Source organism: Citricoccus nitrophenolicus, from assembly GCF_047305825.1.
Classification (GTDB): Bacteria; Actinomycetota; Actinomycetes; order Actinomycetales; family Micrococcaceae; genus Citricoccus; species Citricoccus nitrophenolicus.
Genome location: NZ_CP063070.1, coordinates 3,403,253 through 3,422,841, shown reverse-complemented (window position 1 = coordinate 3,422,841; position 19,589 = coordinate 3,403,253). Strand labels below are relative to the sequence as shown.

At 67.9% G+C, this 19,589-nt stretch carries 17 protein-coding genes and 1 tRNA gene; 9 read left to right on the top strand and 9 right to left on the bottom strand.

Annotated elements, in window-relative coordinates; all coding sequences use genetic code 11:
- Positions 1 to 124 precede the first annotated feature (124 nt).
- The 5 genes from ppk2 to IMT31_RS15520 form a co-directional block, all read right to left on the bottom strand.
- Positions 125 to 1,036: a polyphosphate kinase 2 gene (gene ppk2, locus IMT31_RS15540; RefSeq protein WP_345362029.1), complete on the bottom strand. Its 912-nt coding sequence runs from the start codon at positions 1,034 to 1,036 to the stop codon at positions 125 to 127.
- A 220-nt stretch (positions 1,037 to 1,256) separates the two neighbouring features.
- Entirely contained in the window at positions 1,257 to 1,673 is a 417-nt protein-coding gene (panD, locus tag IMT31_RS15535) for an aspartate 1-decarboxylase (RefSeq protein ID WP_345362113.1), read from the bottom strand.
- A gap of 394 nt (positions 1,674 to 2,067) precedes the next feature.
- A tRNA-Val gene (locus tag IMT31_RS15530) sits at positions 2,068 to 2,141 on the bottom strand.
- A 26-nt stretch (positions 2,142 to 2,167) separates the two neighbouring features.
- Positions 2,168 to 2,545 carry a redoxin domain-containing protein gene (locus IMT31_RS15525; protein WP_345362032.1) on the bottom strand — a complete coding sequence of 126 codons (378 nt, stop codon included), beginning with the start codon at positions 2,543 to 2,545 and terminating at the stop codon, positions 2,168 to 2,170.
- A gap of 101 nt (positions 2,546 to 2,646) precedes the next feature.
- Positions 2,647 to 3,099, bottom strand: coding sequence for a DUF3052 domain-containing protein (locus IMT31_RS15520; RefSeq protein ID WP_345362035.1), 453 nt, complete (start codon positions 3,097 to 3,099; stop codon positions 2,647 to 2,649).
- A gap of 302 nt (positions 3,100 to 3,401) precedes the next feature.
- Here IMT31_RS15520 and aceE point away from each other — a divergent pair, with 302 nt between their 5' ends.
- From aceE to IMT31_RS15490, 6 genes are all read left to right on the top strand, one after another.
- On the top strand, positions 3,402 to 6,152 hold the full coding sequence (gene aceE, locus IMT31_RS15515; protein WP_345362038.1) for a pyruvate dehydrogenase (acetyl-transferring), homodimeric type: 2,751 nt from the start codon (positions 3,402 to 3,404) through the stop codon (positions 6,150 to 6,152).
- Between the two features lie 171 nt (positions 6,153 to 6,323).
- Entirely contained in the window at positions 6,324 to 7,508 is a 1,185-nt protein-coding gene (locus tag IMT31_RS15510) for a PucR family transcriptional regulator (RefSeq protein WP_413543347.1), read from the top strand.
- 128 nt (positions 7,509 to 7,636) lie between these two features.
- Complete coding sequence (locus IMT31_RS15505) at positions 7,637 to 8,572, top strand: ACP S-malonyltransferase (RefSeq protein ID WP_413543346.1); 936 nt, start codon at positions 7,637 to 7,639, stop codon at positions 8,570 to 8,572.
- 99 nt (positions 8,573 to 8,671) lie between these two features.
- Positions 8,672 to 9,724, top strand: coding sequence for a beta-ketoacyl-ACP synthase III (locus IMT31_RS15500; protein ID WP_413543345.1), 1,053 nt, complete (start codon positions 8,672 to 8,674; stop codon positions 9,722 to 9,724).
- 77 nt (positions 9,725 to 9,801) lie between these two features.
- Positions 9,802 to 10,050, top strand: a complete 249-nt coding sequence (locus tag IMT31_RS15495; protein ID WP_309809124.1) for an acyl carrier protein — start codon at positions 9,802 to 9,804, stop codon at positions 10,048 to 10,050.
- Positions 10,051 to 10,211: 161 nt separating this feature from the next.
- Positions 10,212 to 11,471, top strand: coding sequence for a beta-ketoacyl-[acyl-carrier-protein] synthase family protein (locus IMT31_RS15490; protein ID WP_413543344.1), 1,260 nt, complete (start codon positions 10,212 to 10,214; stop codon positions 11,469 to 11,471).
- Positions 11,472 to 11,600: 129 nt separating this feature from the next.
- Here IMT31_RS15490 and IMT31_RS15485 read toward each other — a convergent pair whose 3' ends face one another.
- The 4 genes from IMT31_RS15485 to IMT31_RS15470 form a co-directional block, all read right to left on the bottom strand.
- Positions 11,601 to 12,104 (bottom strand): DUF3145 domain-containing protein, encoded by a 504-nt coding sequence (locus IMT31_RS15485; protein WP_345362056.1) that lies wholly within the window; start codon positions 12,102 to 12,104, stop codon positions 11,601 to 11,603.
- 242 nt (positions 12,105 to 12,346) lie between these two features.
- Entirely contained in the window at positions 12,347 to 13,363 is a 1,017-nt protein-coding gene (locus IMT31_RS15480; protein ID WP_413543343.1) for a tyrosine recombinase XerC, read from the bottom strand.
- 20 nt (positions 13,364 to 13,383) lie between these two features.
- Complete coding sequence (locus IMT31_RS15475) at positions 13,384 to 14,685, bottom strand: DNA-processing protein DprA (protein WP_413543342.1); 1,302 nt, start codon at positions 14,683 to 14,685, stop codon at positions 13,384 to 13,386.
- Positions 14,682 to 15,980 (bottom strand): YifB family Mg chelatase-like AAA ATPase, encoded by a 1,299-nt coding sequence (locus IMT31_RS15470; protein ID WP_345362065.1) that lies wholly within the window; start codon positions 15,978 to 15,980, stop codon positions 14,682 to 14,684. Before IMT31_RS15470 ends, IMT31_RS15475 begins: the two co-directional genes overlap by 4 nt.
- A gap of 877 nt (positions 15,981 to 16,857) precedes the next feature.
- On the opposite strand from IMT31_RS15470, the gene IMT31_RS15465 reads away from it, so the two are divergent.
- The 3 genes from IMT31_RS15465 to IMT31_RS15455 are packed head-to-tail and all read left to right on the top strand — an operon-like array spanning position 16,858 to position 19,567.
- Positions 16,858 to 17,337 (top strand): hypothetical protein, encoded by a 480-nt coding sequence (locus IMT31_RS15465; RefSeq protein ID WP_413543341.1) that lies wholly within the window; start codon positions 16,858 to 16,860, stop codon positions 17,335 to 17,337.
- Positions 17,334 to 18,506, top strand: coding sequence for a DUF2637 domain-containing protein (locus tag IMT31_RS15460; protein ID WP_413543340.1), 1,173 nt, complete (start codon positions 17,334 to 17,336; stop codon positions 18,504 to 18,506). Before IMT31_RS15465 ends, IMT31_RS15460 begins: the two co-directional genes overlap by 4 nt.
- Positions 18,503 to 19,567 carry a helix-turn-helix domain-containing protein gene (locus IMT31_RS15455; RefSeq protein WP_413543339.1) on the top strand — a complete coding sequence of 355 codons (1,065 nt, stop codon included), beginning with the start codon at positions 18,503 to 18,505 and terminating at the stop codon, positions 19,565 to 19,567. The genes IMT31_RS15460 and IMT31_RS15455 overlap by 4 nt, the downstream gene beginning before the upstream one ends.
- The last annotated feature ends 22 nt before the right edge of the window (positions 19,568 to 19,589 follow it).

Genomic DNA, 19,589 nt, shown 5'->3' with positions numbered 1-19,589 from the left:
GTCTCCCCCTCGGATGACAGCCTGTCAGATGCGTCTCATCTGATGCATGGGCGACAAGCTACCGAAGAAGGCGCGGGGATGGAACCGATGATCGTCACGGCGCCAGCTGCCCCTTCCGGGCAGATCAGTCGCCGACGGCGTCCCGGCCGCGGCGGACGATCAGTGGATCGGGCGTACCGACCACGGCGTGGTCCTTGTCCTCATACTCGAACTGGGAGAGGAAGTACCGGATGGCATTCAGCCGCGCCCGCTTCTTGTCATTGGAGCGAATGGTGGTCCAGGGCGCGTGGTCCGTGTCCGTGTGGAGGAACATGGCCTCCTTGGCGGCGGTGTAGTCCTCCCAGCGGTCCAGGGACTCCAGGTCCATGGGGGACAGCTTCCAGCGGCGCACCGGATCGATCTGCCGGATGGCGAATCGGGTGCGTTGTTCAGACTGGGTCACCGAGAACCAGAACTTGGTCAGGTGGATGCCGTCGTCCACGAGCATCTTCTCGAACAGCGGCACCTGGTTCATGAAGGTGGCGTACTGGTCGTCCCTGCTGAAGCCCATGACGCGTTCCACTCCGGCGCGGTTGTACCAGGAGCGGTCGAAGAGCACGATCTCGCCCTCCGTGGGGAAGTGGTTGATGTACCGCTGGAAGTACCACTGGCCCTGCTCGCGATCCGAGGGCTTGTTGAGCGCCACCACACGAGCGGTCCGGGGATTCATGTACTCGGTGAAACGCTTGATGGTCCCGCCCTTGCCGGCGGCGTCCCGGCCCTCGAAGATGATGAGGTGCCGCTGACCGGTGTCCTCGCCCCAGTACTGCAGCTTCAGCAGCTCGATCTGCAGCCGGTACTTCTCAATCTCGTACTCTTCGCGGGAGAGCCGCTCCTGGTAGGGGTAGTCCTCCCGCCAGGTCTCCACGGCCTTCCCGTCCGGGGTGATCAGGTCCGGGTCCGGCGTGTGCTTGTCAGCAACCGTGTACCCGCCCTCACGGAGCTTGTCGATGAACTCGCGCAGATTCTCTCGGGGTGCATCCGGGGAAAGCAGCATGGGGGGTGGATCTCCTTCTGGACCGGGGACGGGGCGGTGCCGGGCTAGGCATTCATTGTCCATCATCGAACGGACGGGCTACCGCCGGCAGCGTCACACCGGGATACCGCAGTGAACAGACCGTGAACTCTCCCGCGGTGAGGCTCCCGGGGGGGAACGACGACGGCCGGCCGCGTCCTGCGGTCGGCCGTCGGTGAAGCTGTGGTGGAGTCCGTCGCCCCTAGCCTGCGACCGCGTACGGCGGGCGTTGAAGTTCCGGCGTCAGGGCCTCCGAGGGGTCGGTGCCGAGGTCCACGATCCGGTTGTCGGAGTCCACGTGGACCACACGGGGCACGAAGGCGCGTGCCTCGGCGTCCTCGAGCTGCGCGTAGGTGATGAGGATGACGGTGTCCCCCACGTCCACGAGGTGTGCGGCGGCGCCGTTGATCCCGAGCACGCCCGAGCCCCGCTCGCCGGAGATGGTGTAGGTCTCCAGCCGCGCCCCGTTGGTCACGTCGACGATCGCCACCAGCTCGCCGGGGAGGATGTCGGCGGCGTCGAGCAGGTCCTGGTCCACCGTCACGGATCCCACGTAGTGCAGGTCCGCCTGGGTCACGGTGGCCCGGTGGATCTTGGACTTGAACATGGTTCGGGTCATGGCCATGTGGCGTGCATCCCTTCAGACGGCTGGTCTTCCCGCAGTGACTACTTCAACGGTCAGTGGGCTTCCCGTATTCCGGAAGCAACCCCCGATAATAACCTGCTCACCACGGACGCAGCCAGGGTTTCCGTCCTGCGGTCCCTCCCACAGGCCGCCGGTACCGTGTCACCATGGCCCGCGCAGCCGCCCGGGCGGAGGCCAGGTTGGTGGCCCCTTCCCGAGATCCGGACCGGGGCCGCGCCGTGGCGGAACACCTGCGCCGATGCCGCACCTCCGCGAGTCCACCGACGGTCTCGAGCTGATCCTCGGCACCAACCTCCTGGGCCCTTCGCCGCCCTCTCAACAACACCGGCACCTGCCGATGTCAGGAGTGCTGCGACGTCTTCAACGGTGGGCCCAGAGGGACTCGAACCCCCGACCCCTTCGGTGTAAACGAAGTGCTCTAACCAACTGAGCTATAGGCCCCAAAGCGTCAATGCTAGCCGAGATGACTAGCCGAAGTGGTCCTCGAGCCGCCGAGCCGCCCCTGCTCCGGACCGAACTCGCGCCAACACCGTGCCGGCGGCATCCACGAGCACGCTCGAACGGAGCGCGCGGCCGGTGGTCTCGTTGAACTCCCCGACGGCGCGGGCAGCGGCCCCATGGGGCCAGAAGTCGGACAGCAAGGGCGTCTGGATCCCGAGCTGCTCGGACACCGTGCGCAGGACCGCTGCGGAATCACAGGACAGGATCCGGAGACCGACGCCGGCCGGGGCCAGCCGCTCGGCCAGTTCGTCGACCCAGCCCAGCTCCCCCATGCACACGGGGGTGAAGGCCCCCGGCAGGAAGAACAGCCACACCCGGGAGGGGGCCGGGCCGTCGTCGGGCACGGCCCCCTGTTCCGGTCCAGCACCGGCGGGTGCCAGCGGTGGCCAGGGCCACGGCTGACCGTGCTGGTCCCGGAGTACTGGACGTCCCTCCGGGGAACCGATCACAGGTTGCGTTTGCCGACCAAGCGGGTCGCGGTCCAATCCGCGGACACCCCGGCGGTGGTGGTCACGTGCAGTCCGGCCGTCGGCGCGGATTCGGCGATGTCGGCCGGGGGGACGTGCCCCTCACGGCCATTGCGGGGGGTCAGCAGCCACAGCGCTCCCCCGGTGTCCAGGGAGGTCTGCGCATCCATCAGGGCGTCGGCCAGGTCATCGACGTCCCCATCTGCCTCCCGCCACCACAGCATGACGGCATCCACCGGTTCCTGATCCTCCTCGGTCAGGAGCTCGGTGCCGAGTTCGTCCTCGAGGGTGTTCCGGAAATCGAAGTCGATGTCCTCGTCGAAACCCAGTTCCTGGACCAGTTGACCGGCGGACAGGCCCATCTTCGAGGCCGGCCCGTCACTGGTCTCCGTTGTTCCTCCTACCGCGGGGGCGGAGTCTGGCTGGTTCACATCTCTCCTTGACTGTTGCGAGCTACCCATAAGGGCATCATCTCACCAGATTACGTGGTCCCGGACACTCTGGGCCATGACACCGTGTCCCGATGGCCTCCCGACGGGCACCCGGGGGCCTGTCAGCTGGCCCAGAGGCGCGTCATGGAGGCGACCCCTGCCTGCGGGAGAGGCGGTACAGGTTATACAGTCGGGGATGGAAGCAGAGGACCCGCCGCACAGACGTTCCGCCCGGATGATCCCGGGACGGACCGCGGGCCCTGGAGACCAGCGGATCACCATCCGCCGACAGAGAGGTTGCCGTGAGCGCAGCTGAAGAGAGCTCCCACATCCTGAGTGGCCTGACCAACCAGATGCCAGACAAGGATCCGCAGGAGACGGCCGAATGGATCGAGTCCTTCGACGGACTCATCGAGGCGCGCGGAACGGAGCGCGCGGAGTACATCATGCGCCAACTCCTGCAGCGTGCCGGGACCAAGTCCGTCGGCGTGCCGATGGTCACCACCACGGACTACGTCAACACCATTCCGGTGGATCAGGAACCCGAGTACCCCGGCGATGAGGAGCTCGAGCGCCGCTACCGCAATTACCTGCGATGGAATGCCGCCATGATCGTCCAGCGCGCCCAGCGCGACGGCGTCGGGGTGGGCGGGCACATCTCCTCCTACGCCGGTCAGGCCACCCTCTACGAGGTGGGGCTGAACCACTTCTTCCGCGGCCAGGACCACCCCGGCGGAGGCGACCACATCTTCTTCCAGGGCCATTCCTCCCCCGGCAACTACGCCCGCGCCTTCCTCGAGGGCCGGCTGAGCGAGGAGGACCTGGACGGATTCCGCCAGGAGAAGTCCAGGGCCGGGCACGCCCTGCCGTCCTACCCGCACCCGAGGATGCTGACCGACTTCTGGCAGTTCCCCACGGTGTCCATGGGCCTGGGACCCATCAACGCCATCCATCAGGCGCAGTTCAACCGGTACCTGCACAACCGTGGCATCAAGGACACCTCGGACCAGCAGGTCTGGGCCTTCCTGGGCGATGGCGAGATGGACGAGCCGGAATCGCGGGGTGCCCTGCACATCGCCGCGAATGACAAGCTCGACAACCTGAACTTCGTCATCAACTGCAACTTGCAGCGCCTCGACGGCCCGGTCCGCGGCAACGGCAAGATCATCCAGGAGTTGGAGGCCTACTTCCGTGGCGCCGGCTGGAACGTCATCAAGGTCCTCTGGGGCCGCGAGTGGGACCAGCTGCTGGACCAGGACGACGAGGGCGAGCTCGTCCGGATCATGAACGAGACCCTGGACGGGGACTACCAGACCTACAAGGCCGAGTCCGGCGGATTCGTGCGCGAGCACTTCTTCGGCCGCTCCTCCGTCACCAAGGACATGGTCGCCGAGATGTCCGACGACGAGATCTGGAACCTCAAGCGCGGTGGCCACGACTACTACAAGGTCTACTCCGCCTACAAGGCCGCCATGGAGTACAAGGGCAGGCCGACCGCCATCCTCGCGCAGACGGTCAAGGGCTACGGTCTGGGACAGAACTTCGAGGCCAAGAACGCCACCCACCAGATGAAGAAGCTCTCGGTGGAGGACATCAAGGCCTTCCGCGACCGTCACCGCATCCCCATCACGGACGAGCAGATCGAGGCCGATCCGTACAACGTGCCGTACTACCACCCGGGTCCCGATGCCCCGGAGATCAAGTACATGATGGAGAAGCGCCGTGAGCTCGGCGGCTTCACTCCGGAGCGACGCACCGACTACGACCGGATCCCGATGCCGCCGGAGGCGATGTACAAGCATGCCCGCAAGGGCACCGGCAAGCAGCAGGCTGCCACCACCATGGCGTTCGTGCGCCTGCTCAAGGACCTGATGCGGGACAAGAACATCGGCAACCGGATCGTGCCGATCATCCCGGACGAGGCCCGGACCTTCGGCATGGACTCGTTCTTCCCCACGGCCAAGATCTACAACCCCAAGGGTCAGAACTATCTCTCCGTGGACCGGGAGCTGTTCCTGTCCTACAAGGAGTCCACCTCCGGTCAGCTGTACCACGTGGGCATCAACGAGGCCGGGGCCACCTCGGCCATGACCGCGGTGGGCACGTCCTACTCCACACACGGCGAACTGATGATCCCCGTGTACATCTTCTACTCGATGTTCGGCTTCCAGCGCACCGGTGACGCCTTCTGGGCCGCCGGTGACCAGCTGACCCGCGGCTTCGTGATCGGCGCCACCGCCGGGCGCACCACCCTGGCCGGCGAGGGCACCCAGCACATGGACGGGCACTCCCCGATCCTGGCGGGCACCAACCCGGCCGTGAAGACGTACGACCCGGCGTTCTCCTACGAGATCGCCCACATTGTGCGCCAGGGCCTGGAGGACATGTACGGCGAGCATGACCGTGGAGACGACGTCCGCAATGTCATGTACTACCTCACCGTCTACAACGAGCCGATCATCCACCCGGCGGAACCCGAGGACCTGGACGTGGAGGGACTGCTCAAGGGCATCTACCGCTACAGCCAGGCCGAGGGCGACGGGCCCCAGGTCCAGCTCATGGGCTCCGGCGTCTCGTTGCCCTGGGTGATCGACGCCGCCTCGGTTCTCGCAGAGGACTGGGGCGTGGCCGCGAACGTGTGGTCGGTGACCAGCTGGACGGAGCTCCGCCGGGACGCCGTGGACGCCGAGGGTGAGGCGATGCGGAACGAGGACGGCACGGCCCGGACGCCGTACATCACGCAGAAGCTCGCGGAGGTCAACGGGCCGATCGTGGCGACGACCGATTACGCCACACTGGTCCCGGATCAGATCCGTCCCTTCATCCCGAACGACTTCGCCACCCTGGGTGCGGACGAGTTCGGCTTCGCCGACACGCGGGCGGCCGCACGGCGCTACTTCCACATCGACACCCACTCGATGGTGGTCAAGGCGCTGCAGATGCTGGAGAAGGACGGTTCGGTCCCGGCCGGAACCGCTGCCGAGGCGTACCGGAAGTACCGGATCGACGACGTCAACGCCGGCACCACAGGCACCGTCGGCGGGGATTCCTGACGCCCTTCTGAACGGATCGCGGACCGGGGCTGGGCCCTGAATACCGACGGCGGCGGCCGGCGAGGTGCACCGTGCACCTGGCCGGCCGCCGCTGGCAATTGTGGGGTTCCCACAACCGCCAGCGCGTCACGCGCGACTCACCCGCAACATCCCTCACCTATGCTCGAGACCATGTCCGACGCCCGCAGCACCCCGCCGTCCCGCGCGATCTCCGCGGAGTCCCTGCGCCGGCTGCGGGCCCACCTGGGGGTGCTGAACACGGCGACCCTCCAGCGTCTGGACAGTACGCTGCCCTGGTACCGACGGCTGACGCCGGACGAGCGGTCCTCCCTCGGGCTGATCGCCCAGCGGGGTCTCACGGGCTTCCTCTCCTGGTTCGAGCGGCCCTCGACCTCCATCACCACCCTGCTGGGAGAGGTCTTCGGCGGGGCACCCACCGAGCTGACCCGGTCCATCAGTCTGCAGCGCGCCCTGCAGCTGATCCGCACCGTGGTGGACGTGGTGGAGACCCAGGTGCCGGAGATCGTGCAGGACCGGGACCAGACGCTCGTCCGCGAGGCCGTGCTGCGGTACTCCCGGGAGATCGCCTTCGCCCTGGCGGACGTCTATGCGCGAGCGGCTGAGAACCGCGGCGCCTGGGACAGCCGCAACGAAGTGGTGCTGCTGGATGCCGTCCTGCGTGGCGAGGCTCCGGATGAGATCCTCTCCCGGGCCGCGGCCGCCGGTTGGAACGGTGGCAGGGGCATCATGGTGATCGCCGGCCCGACCCCCACCGATGAACTCCCCGCACGGCTCGCCGGCGCACGCCGCGCCGCGGTCCGTGCCGGCCACGACCTGCTGGTGGGCGTCCAGTCCGAACGGATCGTCCTGGTGGTCGGAGGCGTCACCGATCCGCAACGGGCGGCAGAGGTCCTCGCCCCCTGGTTCGGCGAGGGCCCCGTGGTGCACGGTCCTGTCTCGGAGTCTCTGGTCGATGCCCACCGCAGCGCGAGGGAGGCCCTGGCCGGGCTCGCCGCGGCGCCAGCATGGCCGCGCGCACCCCGCCCGGCCCACGCCCAGGACCTGCTGCCCGAGCGGGCCCTGCACGGGGACCGGGCCGCCGTGGACGTCCTGGTGCACCGCGTCTACTCACCCCTGCAGGCCGCGGGCAACTCCCTGCTGGAGACAGTGGACACATACTGCGCGCTGGGGCACTCCCTCGAGGGCACGGCCCGAGAATTGTTCATCCACGCCAACACCGTCCGGTACCGGTTGCGCCGGGTCAGCGAGGTGACCGGCTGGGACCCGTTGGTCCCCCGGGACGCCTACGTGCTGCAGACAGCCCTCGCCGTGGGCCGCCTACACCGGGCGGAGTGACCGGCTGGCCGACAGACTGGCCGGCCAGGACCGCATGTGCTCGTTGTAGGAATCCTCCAATGCACGAGGAGGAGCTTGGTGCCCCTGCTGACCCGGAACGAGGTCACGGCTTTGACACAGTTAAAGGCATGCTTGCAATCGTGTGCCCCGGACAGGGCTCTCAGACCCCCGGGTTCCTCACGCCATGGCTCGAACTGGACGGCATGGGCGAGACCCTCGGCACCTGGTCCGCGGCCACCGGCGTCGATCTGACGGCCCACGGCACCGTCTCGGACGAGGCCACCATCAAGGACACCGCCGTGGCCCAGCCACTCATTGTGGCGGCCGGCCTCCTGGCCGCCCGGGCCCTTGGCGTCGGCGACCTCTCCGCCGCCTCCTGGACGGCGGCCGGCCACTCCGTGGGTGAGATCACTGCCGCCGCCCTGACCGGCGTCCTGACGGCCGAGACCGCCCTGGAGTTCGTTCGCATCCGCGCCACGGGCATGGCCGAGGCCGCCGACGCCGAACCCACCGGCATGTCCGCGGTCCTCGGCGGCGATCCCGACGAGGTACTCACCAACCTCGAATCCCACGGGCTGGTGCCGGCCAATGCCAACGGGGCCGGCCAGACCGTGGCCGCCGGGTCGGTGGAGGCGCTGTCCGCACTCGCCGCGAACCCTCCGGCGAAGGCCCGCGTCATCCCCCTGAAGGTCGCTGGTGCCTTCCACACTCCGTACATGGCCACGGCAGTTCCGGCCCTGAAGGCCTACGCTGACACACTCACTGCCTCGGACCCTGCCGTCACCCTGTTCTCCAACCGAGACGGGCTCGCGGTCAGCTCCGGTCGGCAGTTCGTGGACCAGCTCGTGGACCAGGTGACCCGCCCGGTCCGGTGGGATTTGTGCATGGAGAGCTTGCGCGAGGCCGGCGTCACCGGCATCCTCGAAGTCCTGCCCGGCGGCACGTTGACCGGGCTGGCCAAGCGGGCCCTCAAGGGCACGACCACGTTGGCGGTGAAGTCCCCCGAGGATCTCGACGCGGCTCGCGCCTTCATCGCCGAGCACAGCACCAGCGCAGTAGGCTGACATCGCTCCGGTGCCGGCCGGACCGCCATCCGGCACGCACGCAGCAGCAGCAGCAGCAACACGAGACATCACAGCAGAGCACTCAGACCCGAGGACACCATGACCGTCGCCCTGAAGCAGTACCAGCCCATTGCCGGTAGCCGCATCCTCTCCGTGGGAGCGGCCCGCGGCGACCTGGTGGTGACCAATGACGACATCGCCGGGCCCATCGACTCCTCGGACGAGTGGATCCAGAAGCGCACAGGCATCGTCACCCGCCGCCGCGCCGATCGCGATCAGACCCTCAACGATCTCGTCGCCACGGCCGCCACGGAGGCCCTCGAGAAGGCCGGGCTCACCGGGGCGGACATCGATGCCGTCATCGTCTCCACCGTGACCTCGCCCTACGCCACCCCCTCCGCCGCGGCAGCATTGGCCCACGCCATCGGAGCCACCCCGGCCCCGGCCTTCGACATCTCCGCCGCCTGCGCCGGCTATTGCTACGGGGTGGCCCAGGCCGATGCCCTGGTGCGTTCCGGCATGGCCCGGAACGTGGTGGTCGTGGGTGCTGAGAAGCTGTCGGACTTCATCGACGAGACGGACCGCTCCATCTCCTTCATCCTCGGCGACGGCGCCGGGGCCGTGGTGGTGGGCGCCTCTGATCAGGCTGGCATCTCCCCCAGCGTCTGGGGATCGGACGGCGAACGCTGGGAGACGGTGAGCATGACCCGTTCGATGCTCGACCTGCGCGATGCGGCCGAGACCGCTCGGAGGACCGGGGACACCTCCGCCCTGACCGACCCCGAGAACAAGCTGTGGCCCACCCTGCACCAGGACGGACCGAGCGTGTTCCGCTGGGCTGTGTGGTCCATGGCGAAGGTGGCCCAGGAGGCCCTTGACCAGGCGGGCGTCCGGGCAGAGGACCTGGCCGCCTTCCTGCCGCACCAGGCCAATGAGCGCATCATCGACGAGATGGCCAAGCAGCTCAAGCTCCCGGACACAGTGACGATCGGTCGGGACATCAAGGAGACGGGCAACACCTCAGCCGCCTCGATCCCCCTGGCCATGCACCGGGTCCTGCAGGAGGACCCCTCCCTCAGCGGGGGCCTCGCCCTCCAGATCGGTTTTGGCGCCGGGTTGGTCTACGGCGCCCAGGTGGTGCGGCTGCCCTAGGCCGCGCTTTCTGAACTGACCTCCACGTCATCCGACGTCGGATCACCATCACCATCCACAGCTAAGGAGCCACCACCATGGCAGCAAACAAGGAAGAGATCCTCGCGGGCCTCGCCGAGATCGTCAACGAGGAGACCGGCCTGGAGACCGAAGAGGTCCAGCTGGACAAGTCCTTCACCGACGACCTGGACATCGACTCCATCTCCATGATGACCATCGTGGTCAACGCTGAGGAGAAGTTCGACGTCAAGATCCCGGATGAGGAAGTCAAGAACCTCAAGACCGTCAACGACGCCGTCGAGTTCATCGCCAACGCCCAGGCCTGAACCGGTGGTGGAGAACCACCATCTGTGAGGATTCCGGCCGGCCCGGGAACACCACGCTTCCCGACGCCGGCCGGCCCCTCCTCTCGGCGGGCCGGCTCCCAGCCGGCACCCCCTGAACAGCCAGCACGGGTCCCTCGACCCGGCAGACCGAAGGTAGACACATGAACCGCAAAGCCGTCATCACCGGGCTCGGTGCCACGACCCCCATCGGCGGTGACGTGCCGACCCTGTGGCAGAACGCCCTGGCCGGAACCCCCGGTACGCGACCCCTGGAGCAGGAGTGGGTCGCCGAGTACGAGTTGCCCGTGACCTTCGCGGCGCAGGCGACCAACCCCGTCTCGGAGAAGCTCTCCAAGGTGGAGATGAAGCGGATGGACCCCAGCACCCAATTCGGAGTGGTGGCTGCCCGCGAGGCATGGGCCGACGCCGGCCTGGCCGTCGAGAAGGACGCCGAGTCCCTGGTGGACGCCGACCGCTTCGCCGTGTCCTTCGGCACGGGCATCGGCGGCGTCTGGACTCTGCTGGACGGCTGGGACACGCTGCGGAACAAGGGGCCGCGCCGCGTGTTGCCCATGACCGTCCCCATGTTGATGCCCAACGGGCCGGCCGCCGCCATCAGCCTGGACCTCGGAGCCCGGGCCGGCGCCCGCACCATGGTCTCTGCCTGCGCCTCCGGCACCGAGTCCCTGGACATCGGCCTTGAACTGATCCGCTCCGGGAAGGCCGACGTGGTGCTGTGCGGCGGAGCCGAGGCAGCCATCCACCCGCTGCCGATCGCCGCCTTCGCCTCGATGCAGGCACTCTCCCGCCGCAACGACGAACCAGAGCGCGCCTCCCGGCCCTACGACCGGGACCGGGACGGCTTCGTGCTCGGCGAGGGCGCCGGCGCTCTGGTCCTCGAGTCCGAGGAGCACGCCGCTGCCCGAGGCGCCCGCGTCTACGCCGAACTGGCCGGTTCCGGCGTGACCTCGGATTCCTTCCACATCACCGCCCCGGAGGCGGAAGGGCTCGGGGCCTCCCGGGCTCTGCGGCTGGCCCTCGAGGCGGCAGACGCCGCCCCGGAGGACGTCAGCCACGTCAATGCCCACGCCACGTCCACCCCGGTCGGCGACCGCCCCGAGTACCTGGCCATGAAGGCCGTGTTCGGTGATCACCTGGACCAGGTGGCCGTCTCCGCCACCAAGAGCCAGACCGGCCACCTACTGGGTGCCTCCGGCGCCCTGGAGTCCGTGTTGTCCGTGTTGGCGATCTACCACGGCCAGGCACCGGTGACCATCAATCTGGAGAACCAGGACCCGGAGATCCCCCTCAACGTGGTGTCCGGACAGCCCCGTGAGTTGCCGTCCGGTCAGCGCGTGGCCATCAACAACTCCTTCGGGTTCGGCGGCCACAACGCCGTGTCCCTGTTCCGGAGCGTCTGATCCGGGCTGATCCCTCGCGCCACGTGGAGGCGATCAGCAGTGAGGATCAACTGTTAAACAGCGGAACCCGCCAGGTCATCCTGGCGGGTTCCGCTGTGTTCGGGAGGAACGGAGGGAGGAGATCCGGGGTTAGCCCACCTGGTGCAGCCAGCGGACCGGCGCGCCGTCAGCCGCCTGACGGAAGGGCTCCAACTCCTCATCCCAGGCCTCGCCCAGGGCGAGGCTCAACTCATGGAAGACGGCTGAGGGATCACCCTGGGCCTGCTCATAGGCGTAACGGATGCGGTCCTCGGAGACCATGATGTTGCCGGTCACGTCCGTGGTGGCGTGGAAGATGCCCAGTTCGGGAGTGTGGGACCACCGGCTGCCGTCAGCACCGGCCGAGGCCTCCTCGGTGATCTCATAGCGCAGATGCGCCCAGCCACGCAGGGCGGAGGCCAGCCGGGATCCGGAACCCTGCGGCCCGGTCCAGACGATCTCGGCGCGGTAGGAACCGTGGGAGGCCGTCTGCGGCGCCCACTCCAGGGGATCCTGGGCACCCAGAACAGCGCCTGCAGCCCACTCGATGTGCGGGCATAGCGCGGCTGGGGCCGAGTGGATGTAGAGCATTCCACGGACCATTGATTCAGACATACGTTCCTCCCAGTGCTGTGCGGTACGTCTTCCCCAACGACCCCACAGGCCCTTGAACCGGAACGGTTCTCGGGAGGCGGCACCCACGTGCCAGATGCCTCGATGTGTTCAGTTTCTTCAGCGATCTCTGAAAGCCCCGAAGTCAGTCCAACGAATGACACCGATGTGCTTCCGGGACCATTGTGCACCACCAACCCCTCGCACGCCAACACCAACACCGTCCTGGGGCCGCGCCGCCGGGTTCAGGCCCGGGGATGGGCTCGCTGGTAGCCCTCGCGCAGGCGATCCACGGAGATGTGGGTGTACAGCTGGGTGGTCTGCAGTGAGGAGTGGCCCAGTAGCTCCTGCACGCTGCGCAGGTCTGCGCCACCGTCCAGCAGATGGGTGGCCGCCGAGTGGCGCAGTACGTGGGGCCCACTGGCCGAGGTGTCCCCGAGTCCGGCCAGGGCACGGTTCACCACCTCACGGATCTGCCGTACGCCCATCCGACCACCCCGCACCCCCAGGAAGAGCGCGGACTCCGCGAGGCCGGACGGGGCACCGGCCGGAGCGGTCAGGTGCCGCCGCCCCTGGTCCAGCCAGCGCTCCAACGCAGTGGCGGCAGGCGCCCCGAAGGGGACCGTCCGTTGTCTGTTGCCCTTGCCCGTGACCACCATGGTGCGCCGCTCGTGATCCACGTCCTGGCGGTCCAGCCCAGCCAGCTCGGCCACACGCACTCCGGAGGCATACAGCAATTCCAGCAGTGCTGCATCCCGCAGCGAGACGGCGCGCTCCCGAGGGTCCTCGGGCTCCCCACGTCCGGCGGCACTGAGCAGCCGATCCGCCTGGTCGGCGCTGAGCGCATCGGGCAGCCGGCCTCCCCGCCGGGGGCTGCTCAGACGCAGGGAGGGATCCTCCTCCAGGTGGCCCAGGCTGACCGCCCAGGCCATGAAGACTCGCACGGAGGCCGTCTTCCGTGCCAGCGTCGACCGGGACCGCCCCGCCGCGGAGAGGCGGCCCAGCCAGCCGCGCAGGTCGGCCAGATCCAGGCCTCCCAGTACGTCCGGCCATTCCCCGTCCGCCGGCACCAGCCCGGCGTGGGCGGCCACGTCCCGAACCAGGCCCTCCAAGTCCGAGACGTAGGCCCGGACGGTCTGGGGCGAACGGTTCCGTTCATGCACCAGGTGACCGGCGAAGCCCTCCACCCAGGACCGGTCCCGGGCCGAGAGCCGGGGTGTGACCTCGGCGGGGCCTGGGCGGGAATCGGCGGATTCTGGCATACCTCCACTGTGCCACGGGCCTAGCCGTGCACCGCCGGGCCGCGCCGCCACCCTGCAGCGAGCTGCTCGGCCAGGGACTGCCGCTGGAGCTTCTTCAGGGTGCCCATGACCGCCCCTGGGCCGAGGCCTGCAGCGGCACAGAGCCGGTCCACGGGAACCGCGCTGCGCAGCGGGAGCGCCTCATAGACCAACAGCTCCTCGACCGTCAGGTGGTCATGGATCCGGGCGGCAGAGGAGCCGCCACCGGACGGGGCACCCACCTCCGCCGCCGGTGGTCCGGCGGTGGCTGCGCGCGGCCCACCACCGGGCATCAGGGCCAGCGCCTCCTCAAGGTCAGTCACCACCACCGCGGGAGATTCCCTCAACAGCCGGTGACACCCGGCAGACTGTGGTGAGGTCACCGGCCCGGGCACCGCCCCCACCTCCCGGCCGATCCCCAGGGCATGGCCGGCCGTGTTCTGCGCTCCCGACCGCCAGCGGGCCTCCACCACCACCACTGCCCCGGACAGCCCTGCGATGAGGCGGTTTCGCTGCAGGAAGCGGTGCCGCGTGGGGCTGGCGCCCGGTGGCATCTCGGAGAGCAGCAGGCCGCGGGCGGACACCTCCCGGAGCAGGTCCTCATGGCCGGCCGGATAGTAGCGGTCCAGACCTCCGGCCATGACGGCGGCCGTCGGCGGAGCTCCCGTCCCGGAGGCCAAGGCCGCCCGGTGGGCCATCGCGTCGATCCCGTAGGCTCCCCCGGACATCATCGTCAATCCGCGGGCGGCCGCTCCCGAGGCCAGGGTCCGCGTCACCGACTGTCCGTAGGCGGTGGCGTCCCGGCTCCCGACAACAGCCAGGGTGGTCTCCCTCCGGGGCACTGGACCGGTGCCGCGGTACCAGAGGGCCACGGGGGCGGCGGCCCCCAGGTCATCGGCACCCGGGGGCCAGCCGGCGTCTCCCGGGATGAGCAGCCCGCCCCCGAGCCGGCCCAGGGATTCCAGGTCACGCTCCGGGGCCAGACTGGCGGTCCGAGCCGCCCAGCCCTCCAGTGACTTCGTCCAGGTCCGTTCGGTCAGCTGGGTCCCCTCGCCCGACAGGACGAGGCTGAGCTCCTGACGCTCGTCCGGACCGGGGGTGTCCGCCCCGGTGAGGATCTGGAGCGCCCGGGCGGCTCCCCACACCCGCACCGCCGTGGTCCCGAGGACGGAGCCCGGCTCCAGCAGCCGTGTCAGGGCCGCCCGGGCGATACGCTCTGCACTGGTGTCTGCGCGGGCACGGGACTCAGTGCCGGTGTCAGCGCCTGTGCCAGTGCCAGTGCCGGGTCGATGGGCCGTGCTCATGGCGTCACCTCCCCCTCGCCTCGGCGCCTCAGGTACAGCGCGGTGTCCACGTCCTGCGCCGCCGGGCGGTCCGTGCCGCGCAGGTCAGCGATGGTCCAGGCCAAGCGCATGACGCGGGCGTGCCCCCTCGCCGTCAGCTCGGCCCGGTCCAGGGCGGCGTCCGCTCCAGCCCGCGCCGAGGCACCGATGGCCAACTCGCCGTCCCGTAGCAGTGCCGCGGGGATGTGCGCATTGCGGGAAAGTCCGAAGGGGCGCAGCCGTGCGGCCTGCCTTCCCACGGCCGGCAGGATGCGCCTCCGCACATCCTCGGAGCCCTCGCCGGCAGCACCGGAGGTCAGTGCCACCGCCTCAACAGCGGGGACGGTGACCTGGATGTCCACCCGGTCCAGCAGGGGCCCGGAGAGCTTGGCCGTGTACCTCCGCCGCTGCAGGGCCGAACACCGGCACCTGCTGCCCCGTCCCCCGCCCCAACCGCAGGGGCAAGGGTTGGCGGCCAGGACCAACTGAAACCTGGACGGATAGCGGACGGCCCCGGAGGACCGGTGCAGGGTGATGGCCCCGGACTCCAACGGCTGCCGCAGGGCATCCAGAGCCCTGCGGTCGAACTCAGGAGCCTCGTCCAGGAACAGCACGCCCCCATGGGCCAGAGAGGCCGCTCCGGGACGAGCCAGCCCCGAGCCGCCGCCCACCAGGGCCGCCATGGACGCCGAGTGGTGGGGCGCCTGGAAGGGTGCCCGCCGGATGAGGCCGGCCGCGTCCTGGGTCCGGCCGCTCAGGGACCGCACGGCAGTGACCTCCAGTGCCGTGCGGTCGTCCAGGGGCGGCAGAATGCCCGGGAGCCGCTCAGCCAACATGGTCTTCCCGGCTCCGGGGCTGCCCTCCAGCAGCAGATGGTGCCCGCCTGCCGCAGCCACCTCCAACGCGAAGCGCGCCTCGAACTGACCGGCCACCTCGGCAAGGTCCGGCTCCGGACCCGGTTCCTCGGCCGCCCCCTGTCCGGGCACCGGTTCCGGGCCGGCCAGGGCACTGGCCAATGGAACGTCCGGGCTGCCCCCGTAGGCCACGATCACCTCGTGCAGCGAGCGGAAGCCCCTCACGGTGGCACCGGGAACCAGGGAGGCCTCGGCGCAGGACTCCTCGGCCACCACCACCTCGGGGTGGCCGGCCTCCACCGCGGCCATCACGGACGGCAGCACCCCCGGGGCATGCCGCAGCCGTCCGTCCAGACCGAGCTCGGCCAGAAAGACGGGCCCCTGTGTCCCCCGCACACGATGGTCGGCGGCATATGCTGCCATGACGATCGCCAGGACGATCCATTCATCAGGACACGTCTAAACAGAATACCCCCGCGACTGTTGGCGCAGTCCGGGAGCATGGCAACCGTCTAAGACCTAGGAGACAGTCGCATGACTGATCGTACCCATTTTCTCCCTCGCTTTGCAGAGTGGCACGATATTGACCAGCCCACGGTAGGCCCGGAAGACACCTTGCGGGCTTCAATTCATCCCGGGGGTCAGACCGTCACCTTCAGCTACTGGGCTAGTGAAGATGATCTGGTACTTGACGTGGGGCACCTTGACGCGATGGTGTCTCTCCTCCTTCAGACGAAGGCGACCCTTGAGCATCTATCGGGAAGGACAGACACCAAAGTAGGTTCTGCGTACACTGCGCCGAGTGCGCCTAGTAGGTATCCCGCTGTTCCGCAGATCGAAGTAGTAAGCAAAATTTGTATTCGACCGTCGATTCTCGAGGCAGAAGAGGCGGGATACTGAAATGACCCTGAATGCTTCTTCACACGATCGTGTTCTTCTTCCCGGGCTGACAGCAGAGGGCGCCCGTGACCTAACCGATCAGATCCGATCGGACCTCGATGGGTCCTTTCAACTCATCAAGGCTGCGTACCAAGGTAGGGCGTGGGAAGTGCTGGGGTACTCGTCCTGGAATGACTACGTCGTAGGGGAATTCGGAAATCTGTACCTTCGGCCACCCCTCGAAAAGCGCCATGAAGTGGCTCCGTCGCTCCGTGAATCACGGGTGAGCATGCGGTCCATCGCATCGGCTACTCAACTTGGACGTAGTTCAGTTGCACGGGCGCCAAAACAACCAGGTGTCCCAAAGGGGACACCTCCGGAGCCCAGTTCCGTTCAGGGCCAGGATGGAAAATACTCTCGGGTGACTCGGACCACCAAGTCGACAAACGATTCGAACAACGAATCATCGAACGCAGATACTCTCCCAAGTCCGCTGCCGGAACAGGTGTCCGAAGACGACGTGCTGGATACACCGGCCTCAGTGGCCGGAGTCGAACCATTGGACCTCGCGGAACGTGCCCGCAAGGGTCGGGAGCGCGTGTCGCGGATGCTGCGTGAGTTCCACGGATCGGGATCAGCGGCACTGCCGATGACGATCAAGTTGGCTTCGCAGGTCGCCGGCCTGGTCTCTCCATTGACTGGTGAGTCGGAGGTGCCGGCTGAACGCTTGAACGATTTGGCCTATGACGTGTCGCGGGGTCTGAGGACGCTCGTTCACGTTGCGGTGGCCCTGCGCGAGTCGGTGGAACCCGGTGAATCGGAGGCTGCCATCAAGTCGAACCTGCGGGAATCCAGAGACGAGCTGGAACAGGTTCTTCGTCAGCTGGAGGACCAAAAGTGAGCGGGGATGTGGAGCTCATAGGCGGCGTCTTGGAAACGGTCGAGCCACCGCTCGTGGAGAACGCTGGCCGCGACGCCAGTTCGGCGTCGGCTAAGGCCTTGGTCGAGCATGGTGCCGCCGGAACGGACAGGGTTGGCGACGGTTCGCCTGCCTGTCTTGCGGAGGTGAGGGGGCCACGGCGGGTCAATCCGGACGATGGTCGTTTCATCCGGCTGGTCGTGGGCGGGGTCGTGATAGCTGGGGTGGTCGCCTTCGCCATCTCCTTTACGGCTCTCTATGAGGTGGCCGAGTGGTTGGGATTGCCTCCGTTCATGTGGTGGGCGGTCCCAGTGTTCATCGACCTAGCAATCCTGGTCTATGCGGCGTCGGTGTTGGTGCACAAAGCCCGCGGGGAACGAACCTTGGCCTCCTGGGCGGCATTGGCCACGTTCACCGCACTATCAGTCTTCGCCAACGCTGCCCACGCCTGGGCATACGGCCAAGGTCACGACCAAGCGTGGCAGGCAGTGGTGGGGGCTGTTATCGCCGGAATGGTGCCGGTGGCGATCTTCGTGGCCACAGAACAGCTATCCCGAGTAGCGGTCGAAGACCCCACGTCCAGGCGCACTGAACTGAGGGAGCAGACCCGGACAGAACAAGCGCGGGCCGAGCACGCGCGGCAGAGAGTGCAGATTCAGTTCGAACAAGAGAAGCAAGAACGCCAGATAGCCCACGAGCGAGTCATGGCCGAACGCGCCGCCGAACTGGACCAGGAACGGCACCAAACCGCGATCGCCACGATGCAGGCCCGCCGAGAACTAGAAGTCAGGCAGGCGACCCAATCCGGCGACGTGGACCACTCCCCCGACAAAACGCCACACGACGATATCGTCCCGCAACCGGGCCCGATCACCTCAAGCCATGGGCCCTCAGAGGTCGGTCTGCATGCGGTCGAATCCGAGTCCTCGGCTGCAGCAGCCGGTGGGCCTGGGGCCATCAGTGATCTGGACGAGATGGCCGAGTTCGTGGCCGATCAGATTGCTGCCGGAGCGAAGGTCAGCGCGAGAATGCTGGTCGAGCGGTTCGGACTGACGGAACGCACTGCCCGGCGGCGTCTGCAGAGGTTGCGGGAGAAACACCCCGCGGTCTTCAGCGCCCCGACCTCAGAGAGCTGGAGGGATCTGGCATGAGCATCCAGGCATTGAACTGGGCCCGCCAGGTCGGAGCCCAGGGAGTACTGCGCCCGGCGGAGGTGCTGCTGCTGTGGATGCTGGCCGACCACGCCGACGAAGCGTGGTCCTGCCACCCCTCGCAGGAGAAGCTGGCGCGGGACTCCAACCAGTCCAAACGGACCGTCACCTCGCAGATCAGCCGGCTGCGGACACTGGGACTGATCAGCGTGGAGAACCGGTACGGACACGGCCGCGGCCGGATCGGAGTGCGCTACTACCTACTCGAAGAGGCCCAGCAGGGCCTGGCCGACCGTGCCGCTGACGACTCAAGTGCAGATCTTGCGCCTCGCACGGATATGCGGGACGCAGTTCCTGCCTCCCGCACGAAGACACGAGAGGCAGATACTGCTGCTGAGTCCGAAAACCCCGGGACCATGCGAGGCGCAGATTCTGCCTCTGAGTCACTCAGGCGCAAATCCGCGCACGACTCAGACGCAAATCCGGGTGTTGCGCACTTAAGGGAACGCGCACGGATTAACCCTCATTCGAATCCTCATCATCATGACCCGCGTCCCACCGAACCAACGGTGGGCGGCTCCACTCAAGACGATGACGATGATGACCGCAGGATTTACCGGGGCGTGGGTCTGACCCAGCTCTGCGGGCTGGTTCCTCAGCTGGGCCAGGTCGAAGTCGAACATCTGCCGGTGGTGGTGGATGTGGTGCTGGACCGGGCCACGGACCGGGTTGCCGCCCCAACCCGGTATGTGGCCGCAGCGCTACGGGCCGACTTTGAGGGCGTCCTCGCGGCGGCCGCCGATGCATGGCCCGTTCACGGCCTAGACGATGATCTCGGTCGAAGTGGCACGGTGTCTCCGGCCGTAAGGACGAGGACGGCGGTGCCCGCGGTGCCGTGTACCAACCCGGATCATGACGGGGTCTATGACCCGCAGGACTGCCCGCAGTGCCGTCTGGAGTCCCGGATCGTCCAGCCGACTTTAGACCCGACGGCCGTCCCCCTGAGTCCCGAGCAGATCGAGGCACTGCCTGCGTCTTTACGCCGGCGAGTCGGCGCCTGACGGAGCTGTGCGGACGACCGGA

Excerpts from the sequence above, each read along its gene's own strand:
- ppk2 (WP_345362029.1), bottom strand. The coding sequence starts at position 1,036 with ATGCTGCTTTCCCCGGATGCACCCCGAGAGAATCTGCGCGAGTTCATC.
- panD (WP_345362113.1), bottom strand. The coding sequence starts at position 1,673 with ATGACCCGAACCATGTTCAAGTCCAAGATCCACCGGGCCACCGTGACC.
- IMT31_RS15510 (WP_413543347.1), top strand. The coding sequence starts at position 6,324 with ATGTCCGACGCCCGCAGCACCCCGCCGTCCCGCGCGATCTCCGCGGAG.
- IMT31_RS15505 (WP_413543346.1), top strand. The coding sequence starts at position 7,637 with ATGCTTGCAATCGTGTGCCCCGGACAGGGCTCTCAGACCCCCGGGTTC.
- IMT31_RS15500 (WP_413543345.1), top strand. The coding sequence starts at position 8,672 with ATGACCGTCGCCCTGAAGCAGTACCAGCCCATTGCCGGTAGCCGCATC.
- IMT31_RS15495 (WP_309809124.1), top strand. The coding sequence starts at position 9,802 with ATGGCAGCAAACAAGGAAGAGATCCTCGCGGGCCTCGCCGAGATCGTC.
- IMT31_RS15490 (WP_413543344.1), top strand. The coding sequence starts at position 10,212 with ATGAACCGCAAAGCCGTCATCACCGGGCTCGGTGCCACGACCCCCATC.
- IMT31_RS15485 (WP_345362056.1), bottom strand. The coding sequence starts at position 12,104 with ATGTCTGAATCAATGGTCCGTGGAATGCTCTACATCCACTCGGCCCCA.
- IMT31_RS15480 (WP_413543343.1), bottom strand. The coding sequence starts at position 13,363 with ATGCCAGAATCCGCCGATTCCCGCCCAGGCCCCGCCGAGGTCACACCC.
- IMT31_RS15475 (WP_413543342.1), bottom strand. The coding sequence starts at position 14,685 with ATGAGCACGGCCCATCGACCCGGCACTGGCACTGGCACAGGCGCTGAC.
- IMT31_RS15470 (WP_345362065.1), bottom strand. The coding sequence starts at position 15,980 with ATGGCAGCATATGCCGCCGACCATCGTGTGCGGGGGACACAGGGGCCC.
- IMT31_RS15455 (WP_413543339.1), top strand. The coding sequence starts at position 18,503 with ATGAGCATCCAGGCATTGAACTGGGCCCGCCAGGTCGGAGCCCAGGGA.